This window comes from Nocardioides carbamazepini (genome assembly GCF_024614185.1).
Classification (GTDB): Bacteria; Actinomycetota; Actinomycetes; order Propionibacteriales; family Nocardioidaceae; genus Nocardioides; species Nocardioides carbamazepini.
The window spans coordinates 36,359-58,309 of sequence record NZ_JAHTLF010000025.1 but is presented as its reverse complement, the minus strand read 5'-3'; the positions used below and the strand labels follow the sequence as shown (position 1 = coordinate 58,309).

Below are 21,951 nucleotides of genomic sequence, written 5' to 3'. Positions count from 1 at the left end.
CTAGTGCCGCGAGGCGTGGCGGCCGATTCCGCGCTCTTCCGCCGGACGCGGGGCAGACTGGGGGAATGAGCAACCCCACTCCCGGCGCATCCTCCCGATCCCCGCTGGCGCTCGAGTTCCCTCAGTCCCTGGCGGTCTACGACGACTACGCGACCGCGCAGCGCACGGTGGACTTCCTCTCCGACGAGGGCTTCCCCGTGCAGAACTGCATGATCGTCGGCACCGACCTCAAGCAGGTGGAACGGATCACCGGGCGCCTCACCAGCGGCCGGGTCGCGGCCGGTGGCGCCATGAGCGGGTTGTGGTTCGGCCTGTTCGTCGGTGTCCTGTTCAGCTTCTTCGGCACCGGCGACACCTGGGCGATCATCGCCTCGACGGTGCTGCTCGGGCTGGCGTTCGGCGTGGTGTTCGCGCTCGCGGGCTATGCCCTCACCCGCGGCCGGCGGGACTTCTCCTCGGTCAGCTCCGTCGTCGCGACCCGCTACGAGGTGCTCGTCGAGCACAAGGTCGTCGGCCAGGCCCGGGAACTCCTCGCGAAGCTCCCGGGCGCGTTGCCGAACCCGTTCAGCTGAGCTCGCGCTTGAGGATCTTGCCGGTGGCGGTCATCGGCAGGGCCTCGACGATCTCGACGATGCGCGGGTACTTGTACGCCGCCATCTGCTCCTTGCCCCAGGCCACGATCTCCTCCGGGGTGGCGCTCGCGCCCGGCTTCAGGATGGCGAACGCCTTGATCTCCTCGCCGTGGCTCTCGTGCGGGACGCCGATGACGGCCGCGAGGGAGACCGCCGGGTGGGTGAGGAGGACCTCCTCGATCTCGCGGGGGTACACGTTGAAGCCGCCGCGGATGATCATGTCCTTGGAGCGGTCGACGATGTAGTACCAGCCGTCGGCGTCCCGGCGGCCCAGGTCGCCGGAGCGGAACCAGCCCTCGGCGTTGATCGCCTCGGCGGTGGCGTCGGGGCGCTTGTAGTAGCCCTTCATGATGTTGTGGCCCTTGATGGCGATCTCCCCAACAGCGGAGAGCCCGTCCGGGTCCTTGCCTGCATCGATCTCGTCCCAGCCCTCGGGGTCGATCAGCTTCATCTCGACACCGGGGATCGGGGTGCCGATCGAGCCGACGCGTACGCCGTCGCCCAGCTTGGAGAAGCTGGCGACCGGCGAGGTCTCCGAGAGGCCGTAGCCCTCCAGGATGGTGACGCCGAACCGCTTCTCGAACTCCTTGTGCACCTCGACCGGCAGCGCGGACCCGCCGGCCACCGCCACCCGCAGGTTCTCTGCCAGGGCCTTCACGTCGACCGTGTCGTCGAGCGCGCCGAGCAGACCCCAGTACATCGTCGGGACGCCGCCGAAGAACGTCACCTTCTCCTTCACCATCAGCCCGAGCGCGGAAGCGGCCTCGAACCGCGGCAGCATCACGACGGTGCCGCCGAAGGCGAAGGCGCCGTTCTGGATGACGGTCTGGCCGAAGGAGTGGAACAGCGGCAGCACGCAGAGGTACGTGTCCGGGCGGGCGGCGTCGGCACCGAACAGGTCCGTGCCGGCCAGCGCGTTGTCGCGCATGTTGCGGTGCCGCAGCTCGGCGCCCTTGGGCTGACCGGTGGTGCCGGACGTGTAGAGGATGACGGCCGTGTCGTCGTCGTCCACGGCGACCGTGTCGAAGGTCGGCGCCTGGCCGGCGAGGCCCTGCCCGAGCGTCTCGGTGCCCTCGATCGGCGACGGGGCGGTCGGGTCGGCGGTGATGACGAAGAAGTGCTCGCAGCCCCCCTCCTGGCGGACCTCCTGGAAGCCGGCGTGGGCCTCGGCGCCGATGGCGAGGTCGGGCGTCCCCTGGAAGGCGAAGTAGGCCTTCGCGTCGGAGTCGCCGAGGTGGTAGGCGACCTCGCGGCCCTTGAGCAGCACGTTGAGCGGGACGACGGTCGCGCCGGCCTTGAGGATGCCGTAGTAGATGATCGTGAAGTACGGCAGGTTGGGGCAGCTCAGCGCCACCTTGTCGCCGGGCTTGATGCCGCGGGAGACCAGGAGGTTGGCGACCTGGTTGGCCGCCCCGTTGACCTGCGGGTAGGACAGCCGCGTGTCCCCGAAGACGATCGCGGTGCGGTCGGGGTAGGCCTGGGCGCTGTTCTCGAGGAACTCGGCGAGGTTCGTCATGCGCACAAACTACTGGCCGGCCGTGAGCCCGGTCACTGGTCGTGGGCCCAGAACCTCGCCGGAGCGGTTGTGCACGGGACTAACGGGCGCCACGGCCGGTCGATCGGGCCGACCTAGAACCTGTCGCCGGTGAGGAGCTCGTAGGCCTCGATGTAGCGGCTGCGGGTGCGCTCGACGACCTCGGCGGGGAGCGGCGGCGGGGCCTCCCCCGACGCCTTGTCCCAGCCGCTGTCGGGCGAGAGCGCCCAGTTGCGCACGATCTGCTTGTCGTACGACGGCTGCGTGCGACCGGGCCGCCAGTCGTCGGCGGGCCAGTACCGGGAGGAGTCGGGGGTGAGCACCTCGTCGGCGAGCACGATCCGGCCGTCGCCACCGGGGACGACGCCGAACTCGAACTTGGTGTCGGCGAGCAGGATCCCCCGTGCGCGGGCGATCTCCTCGGCCCGCCCGTAGACCTGGAGGGTCAGGTCGCGCAGCGCCGCCGCGGTCTCGGCGCCGACGGTGGCGGCGACGGCGTCGTACGAGACGTTCTCGTCGTGGTCGCCGAGCTCGGCCTTGGTGGCGGGGGTGAAGATCGGCTCGGGCAGGCGACTGCCGTCCTCGAGGCCGGCCGGCAACGCGATGCCGCACACGCGATGATCGGGCCCGGAGGACCGGTAGTCGAGCAGGCCGGAGCCGGTCAGGTAGCCGCGCGCGACGCACTCGACGGGGAACATGTCGAGCCGCTCGCAGATCACGGCGCGGCCATGCACGGCCTCCGGCACGTCGGTCGAGATCACGTGGTTCGGGACCAGGGCGGCCAGCTGCTCGAACCACCACAGCGACATCCGGGTGAGGATCTCCCCCTTGTCGGGGATGGTCGTCTCCAGCACGAAGTCGAAGATCGAGAGCCGGTCGCTGGCGACCATCAGCAGCTTGCCGGCGTGCGGGCCCTCGGTGAGCTCGTAGAGGTCACGCACCTTGCCCGAGTGCAGGTGGCGGGCGCCCGGGAGCGCCGGGGCGGGCGGGATGTTCGCGAGCGTCACGGGCGACAGCCTATTGAGGTGGCTGCGCGAGGTGGCTGCCGCCCGGGTCCCGCGTCAGTCGATCGCCGCCCGGACCACGCGCTCGTACTCGCCGTCCGGCACCACGGCCGCCGAGCGGACGACGTCGAGGAACGCGGCCCTGCCCATGCCGGCGGCCTCGAGGACCAGGATCGTGTCGCCGACGAGCGGGGAGGTGGCGACGACCCGGTAGTGCTCGCCACCCTCCTTCCAGTCGGTGAGCAGCGTCCGCTTGCCGAGGATCCGGATCTCCTCGCGGTTCGTGTTGTCGAGGTAGCGGTCGTAGGTGAACGGATCGTCCACACCCCCGATCCAGGCCGGCGACAGCCGGGCTCCGTCCGGCCCCCTCCACCAGACCCCGCCGTCGTCGTCGACCTGTGGCTGCCAGCCGTCCGCGGTGATCAGCACGGGAACCGGTGGCGCCTGGTAGACGCGGTCCTCGGGGGAGACCCTCTCGGTCACCCGAACGTGCTCGGCCAACCCTGCCTCGTCCACGAGCCGCAGGTCGCCGAGCAGGTCGAGGAAGGCAGCACGGGACATACCGGTGCCGCGAACCTCGAGGGTGAGGCCCTTCTCCACCGGCCGGATCACCGTGTGGTCCCGCTTGCCGTAGGCCCACATCAGCGATGCCCTGCCGAGCAGGTCGACCTCGACCGACGGCCCGATGTCGTCGCGGTCGGCGACGTAGCCGTCGTACTGGTCGGCGGGGCGCCAGTGGACGTCGAGCTCCTGATCGCCCTTGCGGTACGAGAGCTCGCCGTCCTGCTTGGCGTCGTCCACGTTGTCCAGCAGCCATCCGGGCAGGGCGAGGACGGCGCGATCACCAGTGCCGTGGTCGGGCGAGCCGGCGGTGGCCGGCCCGAGGTCACGGCCCGGCTCGTCGCGCTGCACGCCGAGCCAGGCGGCGCCGGCGACCATCGCCGCGACGGCAGCGGCGGCGGCGAGGACGGGCAGCACCCGGCGTCGCCGGGGCACGGTGGCGGGGTCGGGGGTCTCGACGGGGGCGAGGGTCATGATCTCCTCCAGCAGCTCGGCGCGACCCTCGTGGAGGGCGAGGCCGGCGACGCCGGCGTCGGTGATCGTGCGGTTCATCGGTGACCTTCCTTCCGGATCGCGGTGACGGGTTCTGCAGGGAGATGTCCGGCGGCGGGCGGATCGTTGCCGAGCAGGGCGCGCAGCCGGGAGCGCGCCCGCGAGAGACGCGGGCGGACGACGGCCGCGGGGATGCCGAGCACCTCGGCGATCTCGCGCGGCTCGAGGCCCTCCCACAGGTGCAGCTGGAGGACCTCCTCGTCACGGGCGCTGAGCCGCTTCATCGCGGCGGTCACGTCGGCCCGGTGGACCACCTCGTCGGCCAGATCGGCCATCGCGTGGGTGAGCTGGAGCCGCAGCCGTTCGCCGAGCGCGGCACGTCGGCCGTCGCCGCGGCGGTGGTTGGCGAGGGTGCGCCGCGCGACGCCGTAGAGCCACGGCCGGGCACCGTCGCCCGGCGGCACGTGCGCCAGGCGGCGCCACGCGACGAGGAAGGTGTCGGACGTGACGTCGGCCGCGTCCTCGGGACGGTCGGTCCGGCGCAGGGCGAAGCCGAGCACCGCGTCGAAGTGCGCGGCGTACAAGCGGCGGAAGTCGTCCTCCCGGGCGGGGATGTCCCTCATGCCTCTCCCATGTCCGGATGCAGGACGATCGTTGCAGGCTCAGGGGACAGGCGCCCACAGCGCGGAGATCGGCAGCCCCCAGAGCCCCTCGGCGTACCGATAGGTCCCCCCGGCCATCGACAGCACGACACCGCCGCGGAACCGGTCGCCGAGCGAGTCCCGGAGGAATCGGAGCCCTTTGAACTGTGCGGCCGAGTTCCCCTGTGCCGCCTTCACCTCGATCCCGATGACCGAGCCGTCGTCGAGCTCGGCGACCAGGTCGACCTCGACACCGTTGCGATCGCGGTAGTGGTACAGCCGCAGATTGGTCTCACTGACGGTCGCTGCGGCCAGGAGTTCGGTGACGACCAGCCCCTCCACCAGGCCACCGAGGCTGGCCGGCGCCGGGACGCCCTCAAGACTGCTCGCCGTGGCACCGACCAGTCGAGCCGCCAGGCCCGGATCGGTCACCACACACTTGGGACGACCCACCTCTCGCCGAGTGAGGTTCGGCGTCCACGGCGGCACGAGGTCGATCAGGAAGAGGCGGCGGAGCAGGTCGAGGTACGGCGTGACACTGGCCGCCGGGAGTGCGGCATCCCGCGCTACGCGCGCCTTCACCAGCTCACCGGACTGGTTCGCCGCGAGGAGGCGGATCAACGTCATCAGTCGGGTCGGTTCCACCCGCATCAGATCCACCGCGTCGCGGCTGAGCAGACCCGAGACGTAGCCGTCCAGCCAGATCGCCCGGGTCCGGTCGCTCAACTGCGCGACGGCCGGATATCCCCCGCGGGCGATCCGCTCCAAGTAGGTCGACCGTGGCTCCCCAGGGACGTCGGGGAGCTGTCGCGACGCCAGCCAGCCGACCAGCGCGTGCGGAAAGTCGCCGGCCGCGGCGTCGTACTCACGCTGGCTGAGACCGAGAAGGCGCAGTGTCACAGCCCGGCCCGCGAGGCTGTCGGTCGTGGCGGATTGCCTCAGAAAATCGGCCGATCCGGTGAGCAGGAAGCGTCCGGGACGCCGGTCTCGATCGATCGCCGCCTTGACGGCCACGGTGATCTCAGGCAGTCGCTGCACCTCGTCGATCACCAGAAGCCCGTCAGGCATCTGGTCGACGAATCCCCGCGGGTCCGCGATCGCTGCGTCGCGGACCTCAGGGTCGTCCATGGTGCGCACCGCCGTCGGCCGCCCCGGGTCGAGCAGCGAGACGAGGGTGCTCTTGCCGACCTGGCGCGCGCCCTCGATCACCAGGGCCGGGAACACGGCAAGTAGCTCCGCGGCTTGATCGGCAGCAGTGCGGCTGATGACCTCCACGAGGCGACAGTAGCAGTCGAGTCGCCGAAACGCTGCCGGGTTTTCGTTGAAACGCTGGATACTTCTCGTTGAATCGCTGCCTCAACCTCGGTGACTCGCTGAGCGCTCCACCGGTGGCGCGCGGCCTATATGTTTAAGTAAACTGACATACATGACTTTCCGGGAACCTCGCCCCGACTTCCTGCTCGTCGGCGCGCCCAAGGCCGGCACCAGTGCACTCCATCTCGCGCTCGCCGCCCACCCCGACGTCTTCGTCACGACACCGAAGGAGCCGAAGTTCTGGCTCTGCGAGGGCGCTCCCCCGCCCCACTGGGGCGGCCCCGGCGACCGGCACTCCCAGCAGGAGTGGATCTGGCGGGCCGACGAGTACGCCGACCTGTTCCGCCCCGCGCCGCCGGACACCGTGCGCGGCGAGTCGACGCCGTTCTACCTGTGGCACCGCGGCGCCCAGCGCCGGATCGCCGACGCCCTGCCGGAGGTCCGGCTGATCGCCGTGGTCCGCGACCCGATCGACCGGGCCTACAGCAACTGGATGCACCTGTGGTCCGACGGCCTCGAGCCGGAGGCCGACTTCGAGACCGCCTTCGGCCGCGAGGCCGAGCGGATCGCCTCCGGGCACGCCCCGTTCTGGCGCTACCGCGACCTCGGCCTGTACGGCGAGCAGCTGCGCGACCTGGTCAAGCTGGTCGACCCCGCACGGATCCTCGTGGTCCGCTATCGCGACATCGTCGACCACCCGGCCCGCACCGTGGACCGGGCGTGCCGCTTCCTCGGGATCCGCGAGGGCCAGGTGCGGGAGATCCCCCGCGACAACTCGCGCCCGTACGTCGCCCCCGGCTGGCGCCCACGCGTGCTCGGCCCGGTCGTGCGCGGCGGCGCGTGGGCCGGGCAGTTCGCGGCTCCCGAGCTGTGGCGCCGCGCCAGCCTGCCCGTGCTCGCCCGCCTGCAGAGCCGCGACGCGCACCGGCCCTCGCTCAGCGCCGAGCAGCGGGCTCGGCTGCTGCCGGCCTTCGCCGAGGACGTCCGGCTGCTCGCCGAGATCACCGGCGAGGACTTCTCCGACTGGCTCTCGACGCGCGACCGCGGGTCGTTCGCCCAGCGCGCCTCGGTCTCAGCGCACCAGCGTGACCAGGTCGTGCGCACCGTCGGCGCGGGCCGCCTCGACGTAGAACCGGGTCCGGCCGTCCGGCAGCGGCACGGCTGACGCATAGCGCCACGCGCCGTCGCCGTGCGGCGAGGCGATCGGGGGACCGGCGGAGGCGACCAGGCGCGAGCCGTCCCAGGTGGCGAGGCCCGTGGTCTCGAACCAGTTCGAGGCCGCATCCGGCCGCCCGTCGTACAGGACCGTCAGCGGGCCGCCCGCGACGGACGGGAGAACGGTCGTGACGCGGGCACCCCGCGCGTCCCACTCCCCCGGGCGGCCGGCGAGCACCTCGCCGAGGTCGGTCCAGTCGAGGCCGTCGGCGCTGCGCAGCAGCCGGGTGGTCATCCGGTCCTCGTGGCCGGGTTCGGCGAGGGGGTGGCAGCACAGCCACATCTCCCAGCCGTCGGGGCCGTACGTGACGACGGGGTCCTTGACCGCGACGGTCTCGTCGCCCGGGAGCACGACCCGGCGCTCGCCGGCAGGCAGGTCCTCGGGGGTCGGGGCCGTCAGGCTGTCGACCCACCAGTGCTTCGAGCCCGGGGTGGCGCACGACAGGTAGAGCCGCCAGCCGACACCGGGCACCGGGACCAGGACGGGGCGCTCGAAGGACTCGCAGCCGAACGCGTCGCGGTGCACCTCCGCGACGGTGGTGAAGCGCTCGCCGTCGTCGGAGCGCGCGACCACCACGCTCACCCCGCGCCCCTCGTCGACGGGGCGTCGCACCCGGTAGGTCAACCAGATGGTCCCGTCGACGAGTACGGCGCTGGCGGCACCGGCCCAGTTGCCGGCCCCGGCGGCCGGTGCGGGTACGACGATCCGCGGGTCGTCGTACGTCGGGACGGCGAGGGCACCCAGAGTCATGGCCGGCATATTACTTCACAAAGTCGAGAGACTTTGGAGACAGGTGCGTCGGCCCGGGCGAGGGGGTGCCGGTCGGCGGGCGCGGGACGGATGGCAGAGTGTCGCCATGACGGAGTCCGCGCAGCCGCTCATCGACAGCACGTCCTTCGCCCCCGGCCAGGTGATCTGGGAGGACGAGGTCTGGATCCTCGCCCGCCACGACGCCGGCGGCCGGCTCGGCCTGACCCTCCACCACCGCGAGCCCGAGGCTCTCGGCCAGCTCTCCGACGAGCACGCCTCCCAGCTCGGCCGGATCGGCAACCGCCTGATCCGGATCATCGAGCACCTGCCCGAGACCGGCAGGGTCGGCCTCGCGCGCACCTCCGACGACCACGTCCAGCTGGCCTTCGAGGCCGAGGGCATCCCGGAGGCCCGGCTGCACGACATCGCGGTGAAGCTCGCGAACTGGGGCGGCGAAGCGCGCGCCTGACCCCGCGGGCGCCGCTGGCCGACCGCGCCGGTCTCGGATTCGGCCTCCCGGCACCGCGACCCGCCACTAGAGTCACCCCGAAAGGTGGCGACTCATGACGGGACCGGTCCTGCTCGCGCGTCCCCGGCTGCACGCGCGGCTGGACCAGGACGAGCCGCGGCTGGTCGTGCTGTCGGCCCCGAGCGGCTCGGGCAAGACCAGCCTGGTCCGCTGCTGGGTGGCGACGCGCGACCCCGGCGAGGTCGTGTGGGTCACCCTCGAGACCGACCGGGTGGCGCGGACCAACTTCTGGCAGGCCGTGCTGACCAACGCCGGGCGACTCGGCGTGCTGCCCACCATCGAGGCCGCGGGCCTGGTCGACGACGTCGCGCGCACCGCGGACCTGCCCGCCCTCGTCGCCGGTGCCCTGTCGGCCCGCGGTCCGCTCGTCCTGGTGGTCGACGCCCACGAGCGGCTGCGCGACGACACCGGCCCGGTCGACGCGGACCTGGCCCAGCTCGCCCGGCTCTGCCCGGAGCTCAAAGTGGTCGTCACCACCCGGACCGCCACGGGCCTCGCCAGTCCCGGCCGGACGCTGCGTGGCGAGGTCGAGCTGCTGACCGCCGCCGACCTGGCCTTCACCGAGGACGAGACGCACGAGCTGCTGCGGACCTTCGCCGAGCCGGGTGTCGCCGAGCGGGCCGACGGGCTGCACGCGGCCACCGGCGGCTTCCCGCTCGCGGTCCGCGCCGGCATGCTCTCGCTGGCCCGGGCCACCACGGACCCGGCCACGCCCGACTGGCAGTCGCTCGTCGCCGAGGACCTCCGCATCCAGCTGGGCACCGGCACCGTCTACGACCTGGTGCTGGCGACCTGCCTGCCGCCCTACTTCGACACGGACCTCGCGATCGAGCTGACCGGGACCTCCGACGTGAAGGAGACCCTCGCCGAGCTCGAGTGGAACGGCTTCGGCCGCTGGATCCCGTTCGCGCCGGGCCGCCAGGTCTTCCAGTACGTCGAGTCGCTGCGGACCGCGATGCTCGCCGACACCACGCGGCTGCCGGCCGCGACCCAGGCCCGGCACGCTCGACTGGCGGCGACCTGGCTGTATCGCAACGGGAACTTCGAGACGGCCTTCGACGTCGCCGTCGGCGCCCGGCAGTACGACGTCGCCGGCCGCGTCTATGCCGCCCTGGTGGCGAGCAACCCGGAGACCATCACGACCGCGCGCTTCGACCGTCAGCTGGCGAGCGTCCCGAGCCGCGCGCTCACTCAGTACCCCGCGCTCGCGCTCGGTCGCGGGCTGGCCTGCCACCGCGACCCCGCGACCCTCGGCGCGGCGGCGGACTACTTCCGGATCCCCGCCTCCTGGGTGGGCCCGCCCGCACCCGGCTCGACGCCGGGCGAGGTGCTGATGGTCCACACCGCCAAGGTCGCGAGCCTGCGGGCGCTGGGTCGCTTCGAGGACTCGGGCCGGGCGGCCCAGCAGGCGCTGGCCCACTTCGACAGCATCCCCGACGGGGAGCAGCACCACGTGGCGGACCTCGGCGCCACCACCCTGCGCCACCTCGGCTACTCGCTCTTCCAGGACGGGCAGGTCGAGGAGGCCCGCACCGCCGCCACCCGGGCGATCACGATGAGCACCCGCCCGGAGACGCTCAACCACACCGCCGTCTACGCCGTGGGCTTCAACGCCATCGACGGGCGGTGCGGCGAGGCCCGCGCGGCCCAGGCCCATGTCGACCCCGCCGCCTGGCGCCCCGGCCAGACCCGCACCTACGTCAACGCGCTGGGCCGCATCGGCCAGGCCGCGCTGCTGCTCGACGACTTCGACCTCACCGGCGCGATCGCCGAGTACGACGACTGCGCCTTCGTCGTCGCCTCGGAGTTCTGGCCGTTCGTCACCTGGACGCTGATGCACGCCCGGCTCGGCCTCGGTCATGCGGCGACCGAGGCGCACCGGGTCGAGGCCGCGCTGGCCCGCACCCCGACCCCGCCGGGCACCGCCGACAGCCTCGGTGGCGCCGCCGTCCGCGCCACCCTCGCCGTGCTCTGGCTGGCCGCGGGCAACCGGACCAAGGCCGGCCCCCTGCTGCGCACCCGGACCAGGTACGCCGGTCAGCTGGCCCCCGCCGTCCTCCTCGGCCGGCTGCTCGCCGGTGAGGCCGCCGAGGCGCTTGGCGCGCTGCCGCGCCTCGAGACGCAGCCGGGGCACACGACCCGGTCCACGGCCGCCGTCCTCAGCCTCGGTGCCGCCGCGGCGCTCCGCTCGGAGCGTCCCGACACGGCGGCCGCCCTGCTGGACCGGGTCCTGGCGATCGTCGGCCCGGGGGGCGCCCGGGCTCACCTGATGTACCTCCCGGCGACCGACCTGGCCGGTCTGCGCGCGCTGGCGGCCGAGCAGGGCGACACGACGCTGCGCGACTACCTCGCCGCCCCGGTGCCGAACTGCGTCACCGGCGAGATCCTGGCCGCGTCGCTCACGCCGCAGGAGCGCACGGTGATCGCGGCGTTCGCCCAGCACCCGACCCGGGCCACGGCCGCCGCCGCCCTGCACGTCTCGGAGAACACGGTGAAGACCCACCTGCAGCGGATCTACCGCAAGCTGGGCGTCAACTCCCGCGAGGCGGTCATCCAGAAGGCGATCGAGCTGGATCTCCTGGCTCCACGCTGACCGCGGCCGAGCTCCGCCCGGAGGTGGCGGCCAGCACGACGGCGGCGAGCAGGCCCGACACGGCACAGATCGACCACACGGCGTAGTAGCCGCCCAGGCTGCCGCCGCTCATCCGCAGCGTGCCGGTGCTGGCCAGGCAGATCGCGAAGACCGACGAGGCGAGGCCGCCGCCGATGGTCTTGGTCGCGTTGGTGAGCCCGGTCGCCGAGCCGACCCGGCCGGGCGGCGCCGCCGCCGCGGCCGCCGCCGGGATGGCCGCCACCAGTCCGCCGGTCCCGAGGCCGATCACCGCCATCACCCCCCAGGCCGCGCCAGGGCTCGCGTGCAGCGGCAGCCAGGCGGCGTACCCGAGGGCGTAGACGACGCAGCCGGCCACCATCGCGCGGCGGGCGCCGAGCACGCGGCTGACCGGTCCCAGCGACAGCGCGCCCACCGCCAGACAGGCGACGTAGAGCGCGATCCGCGCCGAGCCCTCCGCGGCGGTGAGACCGAAGCCGTAGCCGTGCACCGCCGGATCACTGCGGAAGTACGTCGACAGCGGCACCTGCGCGCCGAGCAGGGACATGCCGACGAGGAAGGCGGTGGCCTGGACGCTCCACTGGGCGGGGTGCGCCAGCAGCCGGACGTCGACCATCGGGTCGGCGTGCCGGGACTCGTAGCGCCACCACGGGACCAGCAGCGCCGCACCCGCCAGGATCAGCAGCCAGGCGGGCACGGAGGTCAGGCCGTCGACCCGGATCAGCACCAGGCCGCCCAGGACCGCCAGGACGGCGAGGGTCATCAGGCCCAGCCCGCCCCAGTCGAACCGGCCGCCGCGACGGCCGGGGACCTCCTCCAGGAGGGCGAGCACGGGCAGGCACAGGGTGACCACCACCGCGGGCAGGACCAGCATGGTCGTCACCGAGACCCGGTCCGCGAGCTGGCCGGCGAGGACCGCGGCGACGATCACCGACAGCTCCAGGGTCGCCACCAGGATCGCCGCCACCCGGCGGGTGACCCGGCCCTGGTCGGCACGGCCCGCGGTCCGGCGGTGGATCACCGCGACCTCGACCGGCAGCCACACCACGTAGACGCCCTGCAGGGTCCAGGCGACCAGCATGAGCGGGAAGCTCGGCGCGAACGCGATGCCCCACGTCGCCGCCGCGGTCACGGCGGTCGCGATCACCAGCACCCGCTTGTGCCCGACCAGGTCGCCGAGCCGGGCCAGCGGCGGGACGACCAGCGCCGAGAAGATCAGCTGGGAGGCCTCGAGCCAGTTGAGGTCGGCGTATCGGACGTCGAGGTCGTGGGCGATGTCGACCATGATCGGCCCGTAGTAGCCCTGGATCACGCCGCTGGCCACCTCGACCGCGGCCAGCAGGGCGATCACGGCCAGGAGCGGGTGACCCGGCGGGCGACATCCGGCACGGAGCATTGTCACCCGGGCAATGGTGGGGGTTCGCTGGGGTGTCGGTGCGCATCGTCCGCACCGCGGACCGAAAGTTGCTCCCCCACATGCGTGCTCCCCGCATCCCTGCCCTCCTCAGCCTGCCCTCCTCCGGGTGGCCGGCGGCAGCCTGCGCCGCGACGGCGGCCGTCCTGACCCTCTCCGCATGCTCGGGCGGGTCGACCGACGCGGAAGCCGACGCCGAGGCCCGCGCGACGCCCGCGGAGCGCCCGGCGCCGGCCTTCACCGGCGTGCGGCACGAGCTCCCCACGGGCGCGGCACTGGACAACGACCCGGACCTCTACGAACACGTCGCACAGACCGGGTGCGAGGCGACCGCCGACGGCTGGAAGGCCGAGGGCAGCGCCGAGAACACCGGGACCGAGGCGCGGACCTTCGTGGTCCTGGTGCTCTTCACCGACCCGCAGGGGCGCAGCGTCGACTCGGCGTCGGCCTCGGTCACGGTCGGCCCGGGCGAGACCGGCGACTGGATCGCCGAACGCGATTTCGATGCACCCGCGGGGACGCTCTGCGTCGTTCGCGCCGTCAACCAGGCGAAGTGAGGCCCCCCATGAAGCTCCCCCGGATCGCACTCTCCGCGGCACTCGCCGTCAGCGGCGCGCTGGTGATCACCGGCCTCGGCACGACGCTGGCACCCGCCGCCCAAGCGGCCACCGTGGGCTGCGACACCCTGGCGGCGGCCGGCTACCGGCAGTCGACCGTCGCCACCGGCCTCACCACCCCCCGCGGCATCGACGTCGCCGCGGACGGCGTGGTCTACGTCGGCAACGGCGACCAGGTCGACAAGCTGACGCCCTCGGGCGGGACCTACACCCGCACCACCGCGGACGGCACCTACGCGCCGTACGCGCTCGCGGTGGGCACGGACGGCACGATCTACGTCGCCGACCAGCCCAACGGCAACGTGGAGAAGTTCATCGCGTCAGGCGGCGCCTACACCGCGGAGAACGTGACCTGGGGCCTCGGCGGCGAACTGGGAGCGCTGGACGTCGACCCGTCGGGCACGGTCTTCGTCGGCGACACCGCCCACCAGCGGATCACCAAGCTGACGCCGGGAGGCGGCGGCTACACCGCCTCCGGGGTGCAGTCGCTGCCGCTGCCGACCCAGGTCCACGGCATCTCCGTGGCCGGCAACACCCTGTTCTTCACCATGGGCGACACGGTGCGCGCGCTGAACATCCCGGGCAACACCCAGGGCGCTCCGCTCCCGACGAACGGACTGTCGTCCCCCGGCGGGCTCGACCTCGACCCGTCCGGCGCGACGCCGCCGATCGTCGTGGCGGACACCGGCAACGACCGGCTGGTCCGGGTCGGCGCGGCGCTCGAGGACCAGACGACCCTGCCGACCGACGGCCTGGACCAGCCCCAGGACGTCGCGGTCGACACCGCCGGCAACGTCTATGTGGCCGACACCGGCAACGGCCGGGTGGTCAAGCTGACCCCCGTCTCGGTCGATGCCGTCGCCGACACCGCGACGACGACGTCCGGCGACACCGTCACCACCGACGTGCTCGCCAACGACTCCGCCGAGGGCGCCGACCTGGCCGAACCGACCATCGCGAAGAACCCTGCGCACGGCTCCGCGACGGTCAACCCCAACGGCACCATCACCTACACCCCGGACGCCGGCTTCTCCGGCACCGACAGCTACCGGTACGCCGTCCGCGACTCCGCCGACCCGGCGAGCGTCTGCGCCACCGCGACGGTGACCGTGACCGTCGGCCAGGACAACGCCTGCGGCCCGGTCGGCACCACCGGTGCGCTGACCCGGCTCCCGATCGAGACCGGCACCGACTACCCCACCTACTTCGACATCGACGCCGACGGCGGCATCTTCGTCACCGACTCCGAGAACGGCGAGATCGTGAAGCTGACCCCGTCCGGGTCGGGCTACACCCGATCGGTGGTTGCCCCCGGCATCGGCAATGTCTCCGCGATCGCGCTCGACGACTCCGACGGCACGCTGTGGGTGGTGCGCTACCCGGGTGAGGTGCTCGAGCTGACCCCGTCCGGCTCGACGTACACGGTCGCCAACACCTACAGCGGCGGCCTCCTCAACGGCCTCGGCGGCATCGACGTGGCTGCGAACGGCGACGTCTACGTCAGCATCAACGCCACCTCGTTCGGCGGGGGCGGCGTGGTGCGGATGTCCGGGCCGGGCATGGCGCAGACCCAGGTGATCGGTGGCCTCGACGTCCCACACCAGGTGACGGTCGACGACGCCGGCGCGGTCTACGTCGCCAGCTACACGCGCGTGGTGAAGCTCGACGGCACGACGCAGACCGACGCCGTCACCGGTCTCGGCAGCGGCCAGGGCGTCGCCGTCGACAGCACCGGCACTCTGTGGATCAGCACCACCGAGGACCCCGGCGTCTGGACGGCGGCGCCCTCCGGCGCCGGCTACGCCCCGAAGCAGCGCTATGCGCCCTGGGGCGCGAACCACGCCTACAACCTCGTCGTCACCGACGACGACGCCGTCTTCGTCGCCGACTTCGAGAAGCTCTGGGAGTTCGGCCCGCTGACGGTGGATGCGCAGGACGACACCGCCACCGTCGGGGCCAACGGCTCGGTCACCACGGATGTGCGGGCCAATGACGCGACCGACTCCGTCCTCGACGACATCAGCGTGGTCGGCGCGCCCGCGCACGGCGCCGCGACCGTCAACGACGACCACACGATCACCTACCGGCCGACCCCGGGCTTCTCGGGCACCGACCACTACGACTACCAGGCGTTGGACGAGGACGGGCTGGTCTGCGCGGTCGCACGGGTGACCGTCACGGTCACCACGTCCGACGGCTGCGGCGACATCCCGTCGAAGGAGTACGGCTACGACATCGTCGTCAGCGACGACGACTTCACCGAGCCGGCCGGCGTCGCCGTCGACCCACGGAACTTCATCTTCATCTCCGACGCGGCCGGGGCCCAGGTGAACGCCTGGGCGCCGGGCGCCGGACCGTCACCGATCGACGGCGGCCAGGACCTGGACCCGCAGGGCATCGCCGCGGACGCGCAGGGCAACGTCTACTACGCCGACGAGGGTGAGCACGAGATCGTGAAGCTCACCTGGTCGGAGGACGACAACGGCTACCCGACCAGGACCGTCCTCGCCGGCAACCTCCAACGGCCTGCCGGCGTCGCCGTCGATGCGGACGGCAACGTGTTCTTCGCCGAGCGCGGCAGCGGCCACGTCCACCGGCTCACTCCGTCCGGCGGGGCCTACACCTCCTCGGTCGTGGCCTCCGGCCTCGACAGCCCGCGCGGTGTCGCCGTCGACGCTGACGGCAATCTCTTCGTCGTCGACCGTGGCAATGGCCGTGTCGTGAGGCTGACGCCGTCCGGGCCCGACTATGCACTGAGCGTGGTCTCGACGAGCCTCAGCGAGCCGATCGGCGTGACCGTCCGTCCCGACGGCGCGGTCCTCGTGGCCGACACCGGCAACCGGCGCGTGCTCCAGCTCACGCCGAACGGCTCCGGCTACGCCCAGACGGTGGCCCAGCGGTGGGACGCGCGCACGCCGACCTGGATCGTCGCGCCCGACAACGATCGGCTGATCGTCTCCGACCCGGCGAACGACGACATCCTGATGATGGTCACGGTCGGCATCACCGCCGAGGACGACACGGCGACGACGACCCTGCAGACCCCGGTGACCACCGATGTGCACGCCAACGACACCGGCATCGACGGCGTGGAGGCCGTCACGACGGTCTCGGTGCAGCCCGACGGAGGTACGGCGAGCATCGGCCCCGACGGGAGGATCACCTACACCCCGCAGGCGGGCTTCTCGGGGACGGACCGCTACGTCTACCAGACCCGGGTCACCATGGAGGGAAGCGCCGAGTTCATCGGGATCACCGCCTTCTTCCACATCGACGTCTGCGACTCCGCCGAGGTCACGGTGACGGTCCCCAATGTCTTCACCGCGGGCCCCGGCGTCACCACGCCGCAGAACGAGCCGGTGACGACCCCGCTCGCGGGCATCGCGAGCACCCAGGGCAAGCCGCTCGACCCGACCGCGGTCACCCAGGTGCAGGAGCCGGACCACGGCTCGCTGTCGATCGACGCCACCAGCGGCGCGGTCACCTACACGCCCGACGACGGCTACAGCGGCGGCGACTCCTACCGGGTCCTGGTCTGCGACACGGCCGATCCGGTCGAGTGCGCGGAGATCACGGTGGCCGTCACCGTCGAGGCGAACACCGTCACGGCCGTGGACGACACGGCGTCCACCGACGTCGTGACCCCGGTGAGCACCGACGTCACGGGCAACGACGTGTCCGCATCCGGCCAGGCCTTCGACGACCCGACGGTCACCTCCGGACCCGAGCACGGGACGACGAGTGTCGGATCCGGCGGGATCACCTACACCCCCGCCATCGGATTCTCCGGCAAGGACTCCTACGACTACGAGGCCTGCGACACCAGCACTCCGACCCCGGTCTGCGACACGGGCACGGTCACCGTCACCGTGCGCAACGGCTTCCTCCCCGGTCCGGACGTGCAGACACCGCAGAACACGCCGCTCATCACGCCCCTCCATGGCCACGTCACCACCTCGGGCCGGCCCCTCGACCCGGAGTCGGTGACCTCGGTGACCGCTCCCGGTCACGGCGTCATCACGATCGACCCGGCGACCGGTGCGGTCACCTACAGCCCGGCCTCCGGCTACTCGGGCGCCGACAGCTACACGATCAAGGTCTGCGACACGTCGGCACCGGTCCAATGCGCCGACCTGATGATGGGGGTGACGGTCGGCGCCAACACCGTCACTGCCGGTGACGACTCCGCCTCGACCACCGTCGGTACCGCGGTCGCCACCGATGTCACGGCCGACGACACCTCCGCGTCCGGCCAGGCCCTGGGCGATCCGACCGTGTCGTCGGACCCCGCCCACGGCACCACGTCGGTCACCGGCGGTGTGATCACCTACACCCCGGATGCCGGGTTCTCCGGCGAGGACGCTTACACCTACGAGGTCTGCGACAGCTCACACCCCACTCCCGTGTGCGACACCGCGACCGTCACCGCGACCGTCGACAACGTCTTCACCACCGGCGCGACGATCACCACGCCGTACAACACCCCCGTCACCACCGGCCTCGACGACTACGCCACCACCACCGGCATGCCGCTCGCCCCGGCCGCGACCACCACGGTCACCACCCCCGACCACGGCACCCTCGCGATCGACCCCACCACCGGAGCCATCACCTACAGCCCGACCCCCGGCTTCAGCGGCGCGGACGACTACACCGTCCAGGTCTGCGACACCTCGGCTCCCGTGCAGTGCACCGACGCGACCGTCGAGGTCACCGTCCAGGCCAAGCCGGCCCCGACCAGCGGGCCCGCCCTCACCGTCCACGCCCCCGACAAGGCCACCCTCAAGGTCACCAGGACCGGCAACGTCAAGCCCGTGACCCTCACCGCCTCGGTCACCATCACCGGCCTCAGCCCCGCCACCCGGGTCGTCAGCAAGACGATCACCGGGACGGCGACCCTCTACGGGCCCGCCAAGAAGGCCGGCCCCGGCATGTGCACGCCGGCCAATGCCGTCGCGACCGTGCCCTTCGCGCCCGTCAACGGCACCACGGCGCTCCCGCCGGTCGCCGTCACCCGGCCCGGCCACTACACGTGGGTCGCCACGACCAGCGCCGACGGTGACAACACCGCCAGCACCCAGTCGTGCGGCTCACCGGACTCGACCACGCTGGTCCACCGCCCGTCCCTGCCGGCCAAGGTCACCGTCAAGACCGGCTACACCGGGGTCGTCGCCGACCCGTCGGTGCACGGCCGCCGGATCCGACCCGTCAAGGTCAGCATCCCCGGCATCGGGTTGAACGCCCGCCTCGAGACCGTCGGCATCCGCAAGCGGGACATGGTGATCCCCACCGACACCGCCCGCGGCGGTTGGCTCGCCGGCTCGGCCGCACCCGGCGAGTCGGTCGGCTCCACCGTCATCGCCGGCCACGTCTCCGACCGCGGCGACCGCCCCGGCGCCTTCGGCAAGCTCCGCCGGGCCCGCCCCGGACAGATCATCACCGTCCGCACCGCGGACGGCACCCGACTGCGCTACCGCATCGAGACCATCACCACCCAGCCCCGCGCCCGGGGCCTCAGCGGAACCGCCACCTCCACCACCGGCGCGCACCAGCTCACCCTCGTCACCTGCACCGGGCGAGTCACCTACCGCAACGGCCGCTTCCACTACACCAAGAACCTCGTGGTCACCGCCACGCCGATCGGATGAGCAGTGGAGGAGGTAGGGGTGACATGACGGGCGACATCCGCCCAGCGGCGTTGCGGGCAGCGGGGCGGTACGCGTTGGCTTGACCCGCGGCGCGTGGCTCCGCACCCGCGGACCGCGCGCACGGCGCCGGCGTCGCGTGTGGGGCGACGACGCCGGCAGACCGGTGCGACCCGGACGGCCCACTCCCCCCAGGCCGATCCGGGTCGCACCTCCTTCCGCCTCCTCCCCGGTCGTGCGCGATGATGGTCTCGTCGACTCGGGTCGAGGAGGAGCGATGGCGACAGGGAGTCCCGTGCTCCTGTCGCGAGCCCGGCTGCACGACGCGCTCGACGGGTCACCGACGCCACTGACGGTCGTCGCGGCGCCGAGCGGCTTCGGCAAGACCAGCCTCGCCCGGGCCTGGGTCGAGACCCTCGACGGGGTCGACGTCGTCTGGGTGACCCTCGAGAACGACCTCGAGACCCGCTCCGCCTTCTGGCAGACCGTGCTGGCCGCCGCCGCGCGGGTCGAGATCACGGAGGGCCCGGGAGCCGGTCTGCTGACCGAGATCGAGTCCAGCACCGACCCCGCCGCGGTGATCGCTCGCGGCCTCGCCGGCCGCACGCGTCCGCTGCTCGTGGTCGATGCCTACGAGAAGGTCCGCGCCGCGACGGCCCAGGTGGACGCGGACCTGCTGCGGCTGGTCCGGCTGGTCCCTCAGCTCCGCGTCGTCGTCACCACCCGGACCCCGGGCGGCCTGGCCGGACCCGCCCGGAGCCTGCGCGGCGAGGTGCAGCTGCTCACCGAGGACGACCTCGCCTTCACCCTCGGCGAGACCCGCGACCTGGTGGCGGCCTTCGGCCCACCGGGGACGGCGAACACCGCGCCCGCACTCCACGCGGCCACGCACGGCTACCCGCTGGCGCTGCGCGCCGCGATGCTCGACCGCTCCCACGACCGGCCCCGGGCGACCGCGGGCCAGCACGACCCCGCCTGGCAGGCCCTGGTGGCCGAGGACCTACGGGTCCAGCTCGAGCGCGGCGCGGCGTACTCCTTCGTGCTCGCGACCAGCGTGCCGCCGTACTTCGACGCCGAGCTGGCCGTGGAGCTGGCCACCGCGCTGCCCGGGGTCACCGGACCGGCCGAGGTGAAGGAGATGCTCGACGACCTGGAGTGGAACGGCTTCGGGCGCTGGATCCCGTTCGCGCCGGGCCACCAGGTCTTCCAGTACGTCGAGTCGCTGCGGGACGCGATGCTCGTCGAGGCGCGCCAGCGGCCGGCCGACGAGCAGCAGCGGGCGGCCGAGCGCAGCGCGGCCTGGCTGCACCGCCACGGCAGCTACGAGGCGGCCCTGGAGATGGCCGTCGGCGCCGGTCTGTTCAGCATCGCGGCCCGGGTCTATGCGGCGGTCGTGGTCACCACCCAGGACGCCAACTCGGCGAGCCTGGTGGACCGCCACCTCGCCTCCGTCCCGAGCCGGGCGCTCACCCAGTTCCCCGCCCTCGCCTTCGGGCGCGGCCTCGCCTGCTTCCGCGACCCGGCCCTGCGGGGGGCGGCAGCCGACTACTTCCGGATCTCCGCGCGCTGGGACGGGCCGCGCTTCCCGAACCCGACGGCCGGCGAGTACCTCCTCGGGTACGTCGCGAAGGTGGTCAGCCTGCGCCTCCTGGGGCGGGTCGAGGAGTCCGGCCGCGCCGCCGCGGAGGCACTCGCCTTCCACCGGCGGATGCCGGACGGCGACCGCGAGCGGGTCGCCTTCCTGGGACCGATGGCGCTGCGCCACCTCGCCTACTCCCAGTTCCTCGCCGGCGCCCCGGAGGCCGCGCGCGACACCACCTCCCGCGCGGTCGCCATGGCGACGGACCCCGTGGTGCGCAACCACACCGCGGTGTACGCCGTCGGGCTGGGCGCCTTCGAGGGCCGGACCGTCGAGGCCCGCTCGGCGCGGTCCCTCGTCACCGCGGACGCATGGCGCCCCGGCGAGGACCGCTCGTACGCCAACGCCCTGGGCCGGATCGGCGAGGCGATCCTGCTGCTCGACGACTTCGACTTCGCCGGCGCCGGGGCCGCCTTCGACGACACGACGTTCCGCGACACCACGGAGTACTGGCCGCTGCTGACCTGGACCCTGCTGCACGCGCACATCGGCCTGGGGACCGCCGCCGCGGAAGCGCGCCGGATCGAGGAACAGCTCCGCCGCACCCCGGCGCCGCCGGTGATGGGCGACAGCGTCGGTGCGGCGGCCGTCCGCGGTGCCCTCGCGGTGGCCTGGCTCGCCGCCGGCAACCACGCCCGGGCGACGGCGGTGCTGCGGTCCCGGACGAGGTACGCCGGCCAGCTGGCGCCCGCGGCCGTGCTGGCCGGGCTCCTCGCCGGCGACGCGGTGGGCACGCTCGCCGCCCTGCCCGAGTGGGAGGCCCGCCCCGGTCACACACCGCGGTCCCTCGCCGCCCTGCTCGTCCTCGGCGCCGCCGCCGCCGCGCGCACCGGGCAGGAGGAGGCCGCCGCCGCCCTGCTGGAGCGGGTGCTCGCCCAGGTCGGTCCCGACGGGGCGCGGCTGCACCTCATGTACCTCCCCCCGGAGGACGTCGCGGCGCTGCGTCGCACCGCCGCACGACGCAGCAGCGTGGCGGTGCAGGACCATCTGGCCGTGCCGGTCCCGGCCTGCTTCGTCGCGGCCCACACGGTCGTCGCGCTCACCCGGCAGGAACGGGCGGTGCTCGCGGCCCTGGCGCAGCACCCGAGCCGGAGCGAGCTCGCGGCCGCGATGCACCTGTCGGAGAACACCGTGAAGACCCACCTGCAGCGGATCTACCGCAAGCTCGGGGTGAGCTCCCGCAAGGCCGTCATCGAGCGCGCGATCGAGCTCGACCTGCTGTAGCAGCGCGTCGGACGCGAGGGATCCGCCCACGCGTTCGGGTGACATTCGGGGCGACTTGTGCCCCGGTGCCCTTGCCGGGCGCGGCGCGGGCGGCGTTCGGTGGAGTCGCCCGCAGCGTGACCGGCCTG

The 21,951-nt window shown here is 73.0% G+C and carries 14 protein-coding genes; 7 read left to right on the top strand and 7 right to left on the bottom strand.

What is annotated here, in order from left to right; all coding sequences use genetic code 11:
• Positions 1–65: 65 nt before the first annotated feature.
• Entirely contained in the window at positions 66–572 is a 507-nt protein-coding gene (locus tag KVF89_RS26370) for a YflT domain-containing protein (protein WP_257430107.1), read from the top strand.
• Here KVF89_RS26370 and KVF89_RS26365 read toward each other — a convergent pair.
• From KVF89_RS26365 to KVF89_RS26345, 5 genes are all read right to left on the bottom strand, one after another.
• The gene (locus KVF89_RS26365; protein WP_257430106.1) at positions 565–2,148 is read right to left on the bottom strand and encodes a long-chain-fatty-acid--CoA ligase; all 1,584 of its coding nucleotides are present in this window, start codon (positions 2,146–2,148) and stop codon (positions 565–567) included. The genes KVF89_RS26370 and KVF89_RS26365 overlap by 8 nt on opposite strands.
• 113 nt (positions 2,149–2,261) lie before the next feature.
• The gene (locus tag KVF89_RS26360; protein WP_257430105.1) at positions 2,262–3,173 is read right to left on the bottom strand and encodes a phosphoribosylaminoimidazolesuccinocarboxamide synthase; all 912 of its coding nucleotides are present in this window, start codon (positions 3,171–3,173) and stop codon (positions 2,262–2,264) included.
• A gap of 54 nt (positions 3,174–3,227) precedes the next feature.
• On the bottom strand, positions 3,228–4,283 hold the full coding sequence (locus KVF89_RS26355; RefSeq protein WP_257430104.1) for a hypothetical protein: 1,056 nt from the start codon (positions 4,281–4,283) through the stop codon (positions 3,228–3,230).
• Positions 4,280–4,846 carry an RNA polymerase sigma factor gene (locus KVF89_RS26350; protein ID WP_257430103.1) on the bottom strand — a complete coding sequence of 189 codons (567 nt, stop codon included), beginning with the start codon at positions 4,844–4,846 and terminating at the stop codon, positions 4,280–4,282. The genes KVF89_RS26355 and KVF89_RS26350 overlap by 4 nt, the downstream gene beginning before the upstream one ends.
• A 39-nt stretch (positions 4,847–4,885) precedes the next feature.
• On the bottom strand, positions 4,886–6,139 hold the full coding sequence (locus KVF89_RS26345) for an ATP-binding protein (RefSeq protein ID WP_257430102.1): 1,254 nt from the start codon (positions 6,137–6,139) through the stop codon (positions 4,886–4,888).
• A 151-nt stretch (positions 6,140–6,290) separates the two neighbouring features.
• Here KVF89_RS26345 and KVF89_RS26340 point away from each other — a divergent pair, with 151 nt between their 5' ends.
• The gene (locus tag KVF89_RS26340) at positions 6,291–7,343 is read left to right on the top strand and encodes a sulfotransferase family protein (RefSeq protein ID WP_257430101.1); all 1,053 of its coding nucleotides are present in this window, start codon (positions 6,291–6,293) and stop codon (positions 7,341–7,343) included.
• Here KVF89_RS26340 and KVF89_RS26335 read toward each other — a convergent pair.
• The gene (locus KVF89_RS26335) at positions 7,251–8,144 is read right to left on the bottom strand and encodes a hypothetical protein (RefSeq protein ID WP_257430100.1); all 894 of its coding nucleotides are present in this window, start codon (positions 8,142–8,144) and stop codon (positions 7,251–7,253) included. The two genes, KVF89_RS26340 and KVF89_RS26335, sit on opposite strands and share 93 nt — an antisense overlap.
• 106 nt (positions 8,145–8,250) lie before the next feature.
• Here KVF89_RS26335 and KVF89_RS26330 point away from each other — a divergent pair, with 106 nt between their 5' ends.
• Entirely contained in the window at positions 8,251–8,613 is a 363-nt protein-coding gene (locus tag KVF89_RS26330) for a hypothetical protein (protein WP_257430099.1), read from the top strand.
• A 94-nt stretch (positions 8,614–8,707) separates the two neighbouring features.
• Complete coding sequence (locus KVF89_RS26325) at positions 8,708–11,266, top strand: LuxR C-terminal-related transcriptional regulator (RefSeq protein ID WP_257430098.1); 2,559 nt, start codon at positions 8,708–8,710, stop codon at positions 11,264–11,266.
• Here KVF89_RS26325 and KVF89_RS26320 read toward each other — a convergent pair.
• Complete coding sequence (locus KVF89_RS26320) at positions 11,223–12,680, bottom strand: MFS transporter (protein WP_257430858.1); 1,458 nt, start codon at positions 12,678–12,680, stop codon at positions 11,223–11,225. The genes KVF89_RS26325 and KVF89_RS26320 overlap by 44 nt on opposite strands.
• Positions 12,681–12,760: 80 nt before the next feature.
• Between KVF89_RS26320 and KVF89_RS26315 the strand changes: the two genes are divergently transcribed.
• From KVF89_RS26315 to KVF89_RS26305, 3 genes are all read left to right on the top strand, one after another.
• Positions 12,761–13,255 carry a hypothetical protein gene (locus tag KVF89_RS26315; protein ID WP_257430097.1) on the top strand — a complete coding sequence of 165 codons (495 nt, stop codon included), beginning with the start codon at positions 12,761–12,763 and terminating at the stop codon, positions 13,253–13,255.
• A gap of 8 nt (positions 13,256–13,263) precedes the next feature.
• Complete coding sequence (locus KVF89_RS26310) at positions 13,264–18,963, top strand: Ig-like domain-containing protein (protein WP_257430096.1); 5,700 nt, start codon at positions 13,264–13,266, stop codon at positions 18,961–18,963.
• Positions 18,964–19,237: 274 nt separating this feature from the next.
• Positions 19,238–21,823, top strand: coding sequence for a helix-turn-helix transcriptional regulator (locus KVF89_RS26305; RefSeq protein WP_257430095.1), 2,586 nt, complete (start codon positions 19,238–19,240; stop codon positions 21,821–21,823).
• Positions 21,824–21,951: the final 128 nt, after the last annotated feature.

Excerpts from the sequence above, each read along its gene's own strand:
- KVF89_RS26310 (WP_257430096.1), top strand. The coding sequence starts at position 13,264 with ATGAAGCTCCCCCGGATCGCACTCTCCGCGGCACTCGCCGTCAGCGGC.
- KVF89_RS26330 (WP_257430099.1), top strand. The coding sequence starts at position 8,251 with ATGACGGAGTCCGCGCAGCCGCTCATCGACAGCACGTCCTTCGCCCCC.
- KVF89_RS26355 (WP_257430104.1), bottom strand. The coding sequence starts at position 4,283 with ATGAACCGCACGATCACCGACGCCGGCGTCGCCGGCCTCGCCCTCCAC.
- KVF89_RS26350 (WP_257430103.1), bottom strand. The coding sequence starts at position 4,846 with ATGAGGGACATCCCCGCCCGGGAGGACGACTTCCGCCGCTTGTACGCC.
- KVF89_RS26305 (WP_257430095.1), top strand. The coding sequence starts at position 19,238 with ATGGCGACAGGGAGTCCCGTGCTCCTGTCGCGAGCCCGGCTGCACGAC.
- KVF89_RS26325 (WP_257430098.1), top strand. The coding sequence starts at position 8,708 with ATGACGGGACCGGTCCTGCTCGCGCGTCCCCGGCTGCACGCGCGGCTG.
- KVF89_RS26370 (WP_257430107.1), top strand. The coding sequence starts at position 66 with ATGAGCAACCCCACTCCCGGCGCATCCTCCCGATCCCCGCTGGCGCTC.
- KVF89_RS26340 (WP_257430101.1), top strand. The coding sequence starts at position 6,291 with ATGACTTTCCGGGAACCTCGCCCCGACTTCCTGCTCGTCGGCGCGCCC.
- KVF89_RS26315 (WP_257430097.1), top strand. The coding sequence starts at position 12,761 with ATGCGTGCTCCCCGCATCCCTGCCCTCCTCAGCCTGCCCTCCTCCGGG.
- KVF89_RS26320 (WP_257430858.1), bottom strand. The coding sequence starts at position 12,680 with ATGCTCCGTGCCGGATGTCGCCCGCCGGGTCACCCGCTCCTGGCCGTG.
- KVF89_RS26365 (WP_257430106.1), bottom strand. The coding sequence starts at position 2,148 with ATGACGAACCTCGCCGAGTTCCTCGAGAACAGCGCCCAGGCCTACCCC.
- KVF89_RS26335 (WP_257430100.1), bottom strand. The coding sequence starts at position 8,144 with ATGACTCTGGGTGCCCTCGCCGTCCCGACGTACGACGACCCGCGGATC.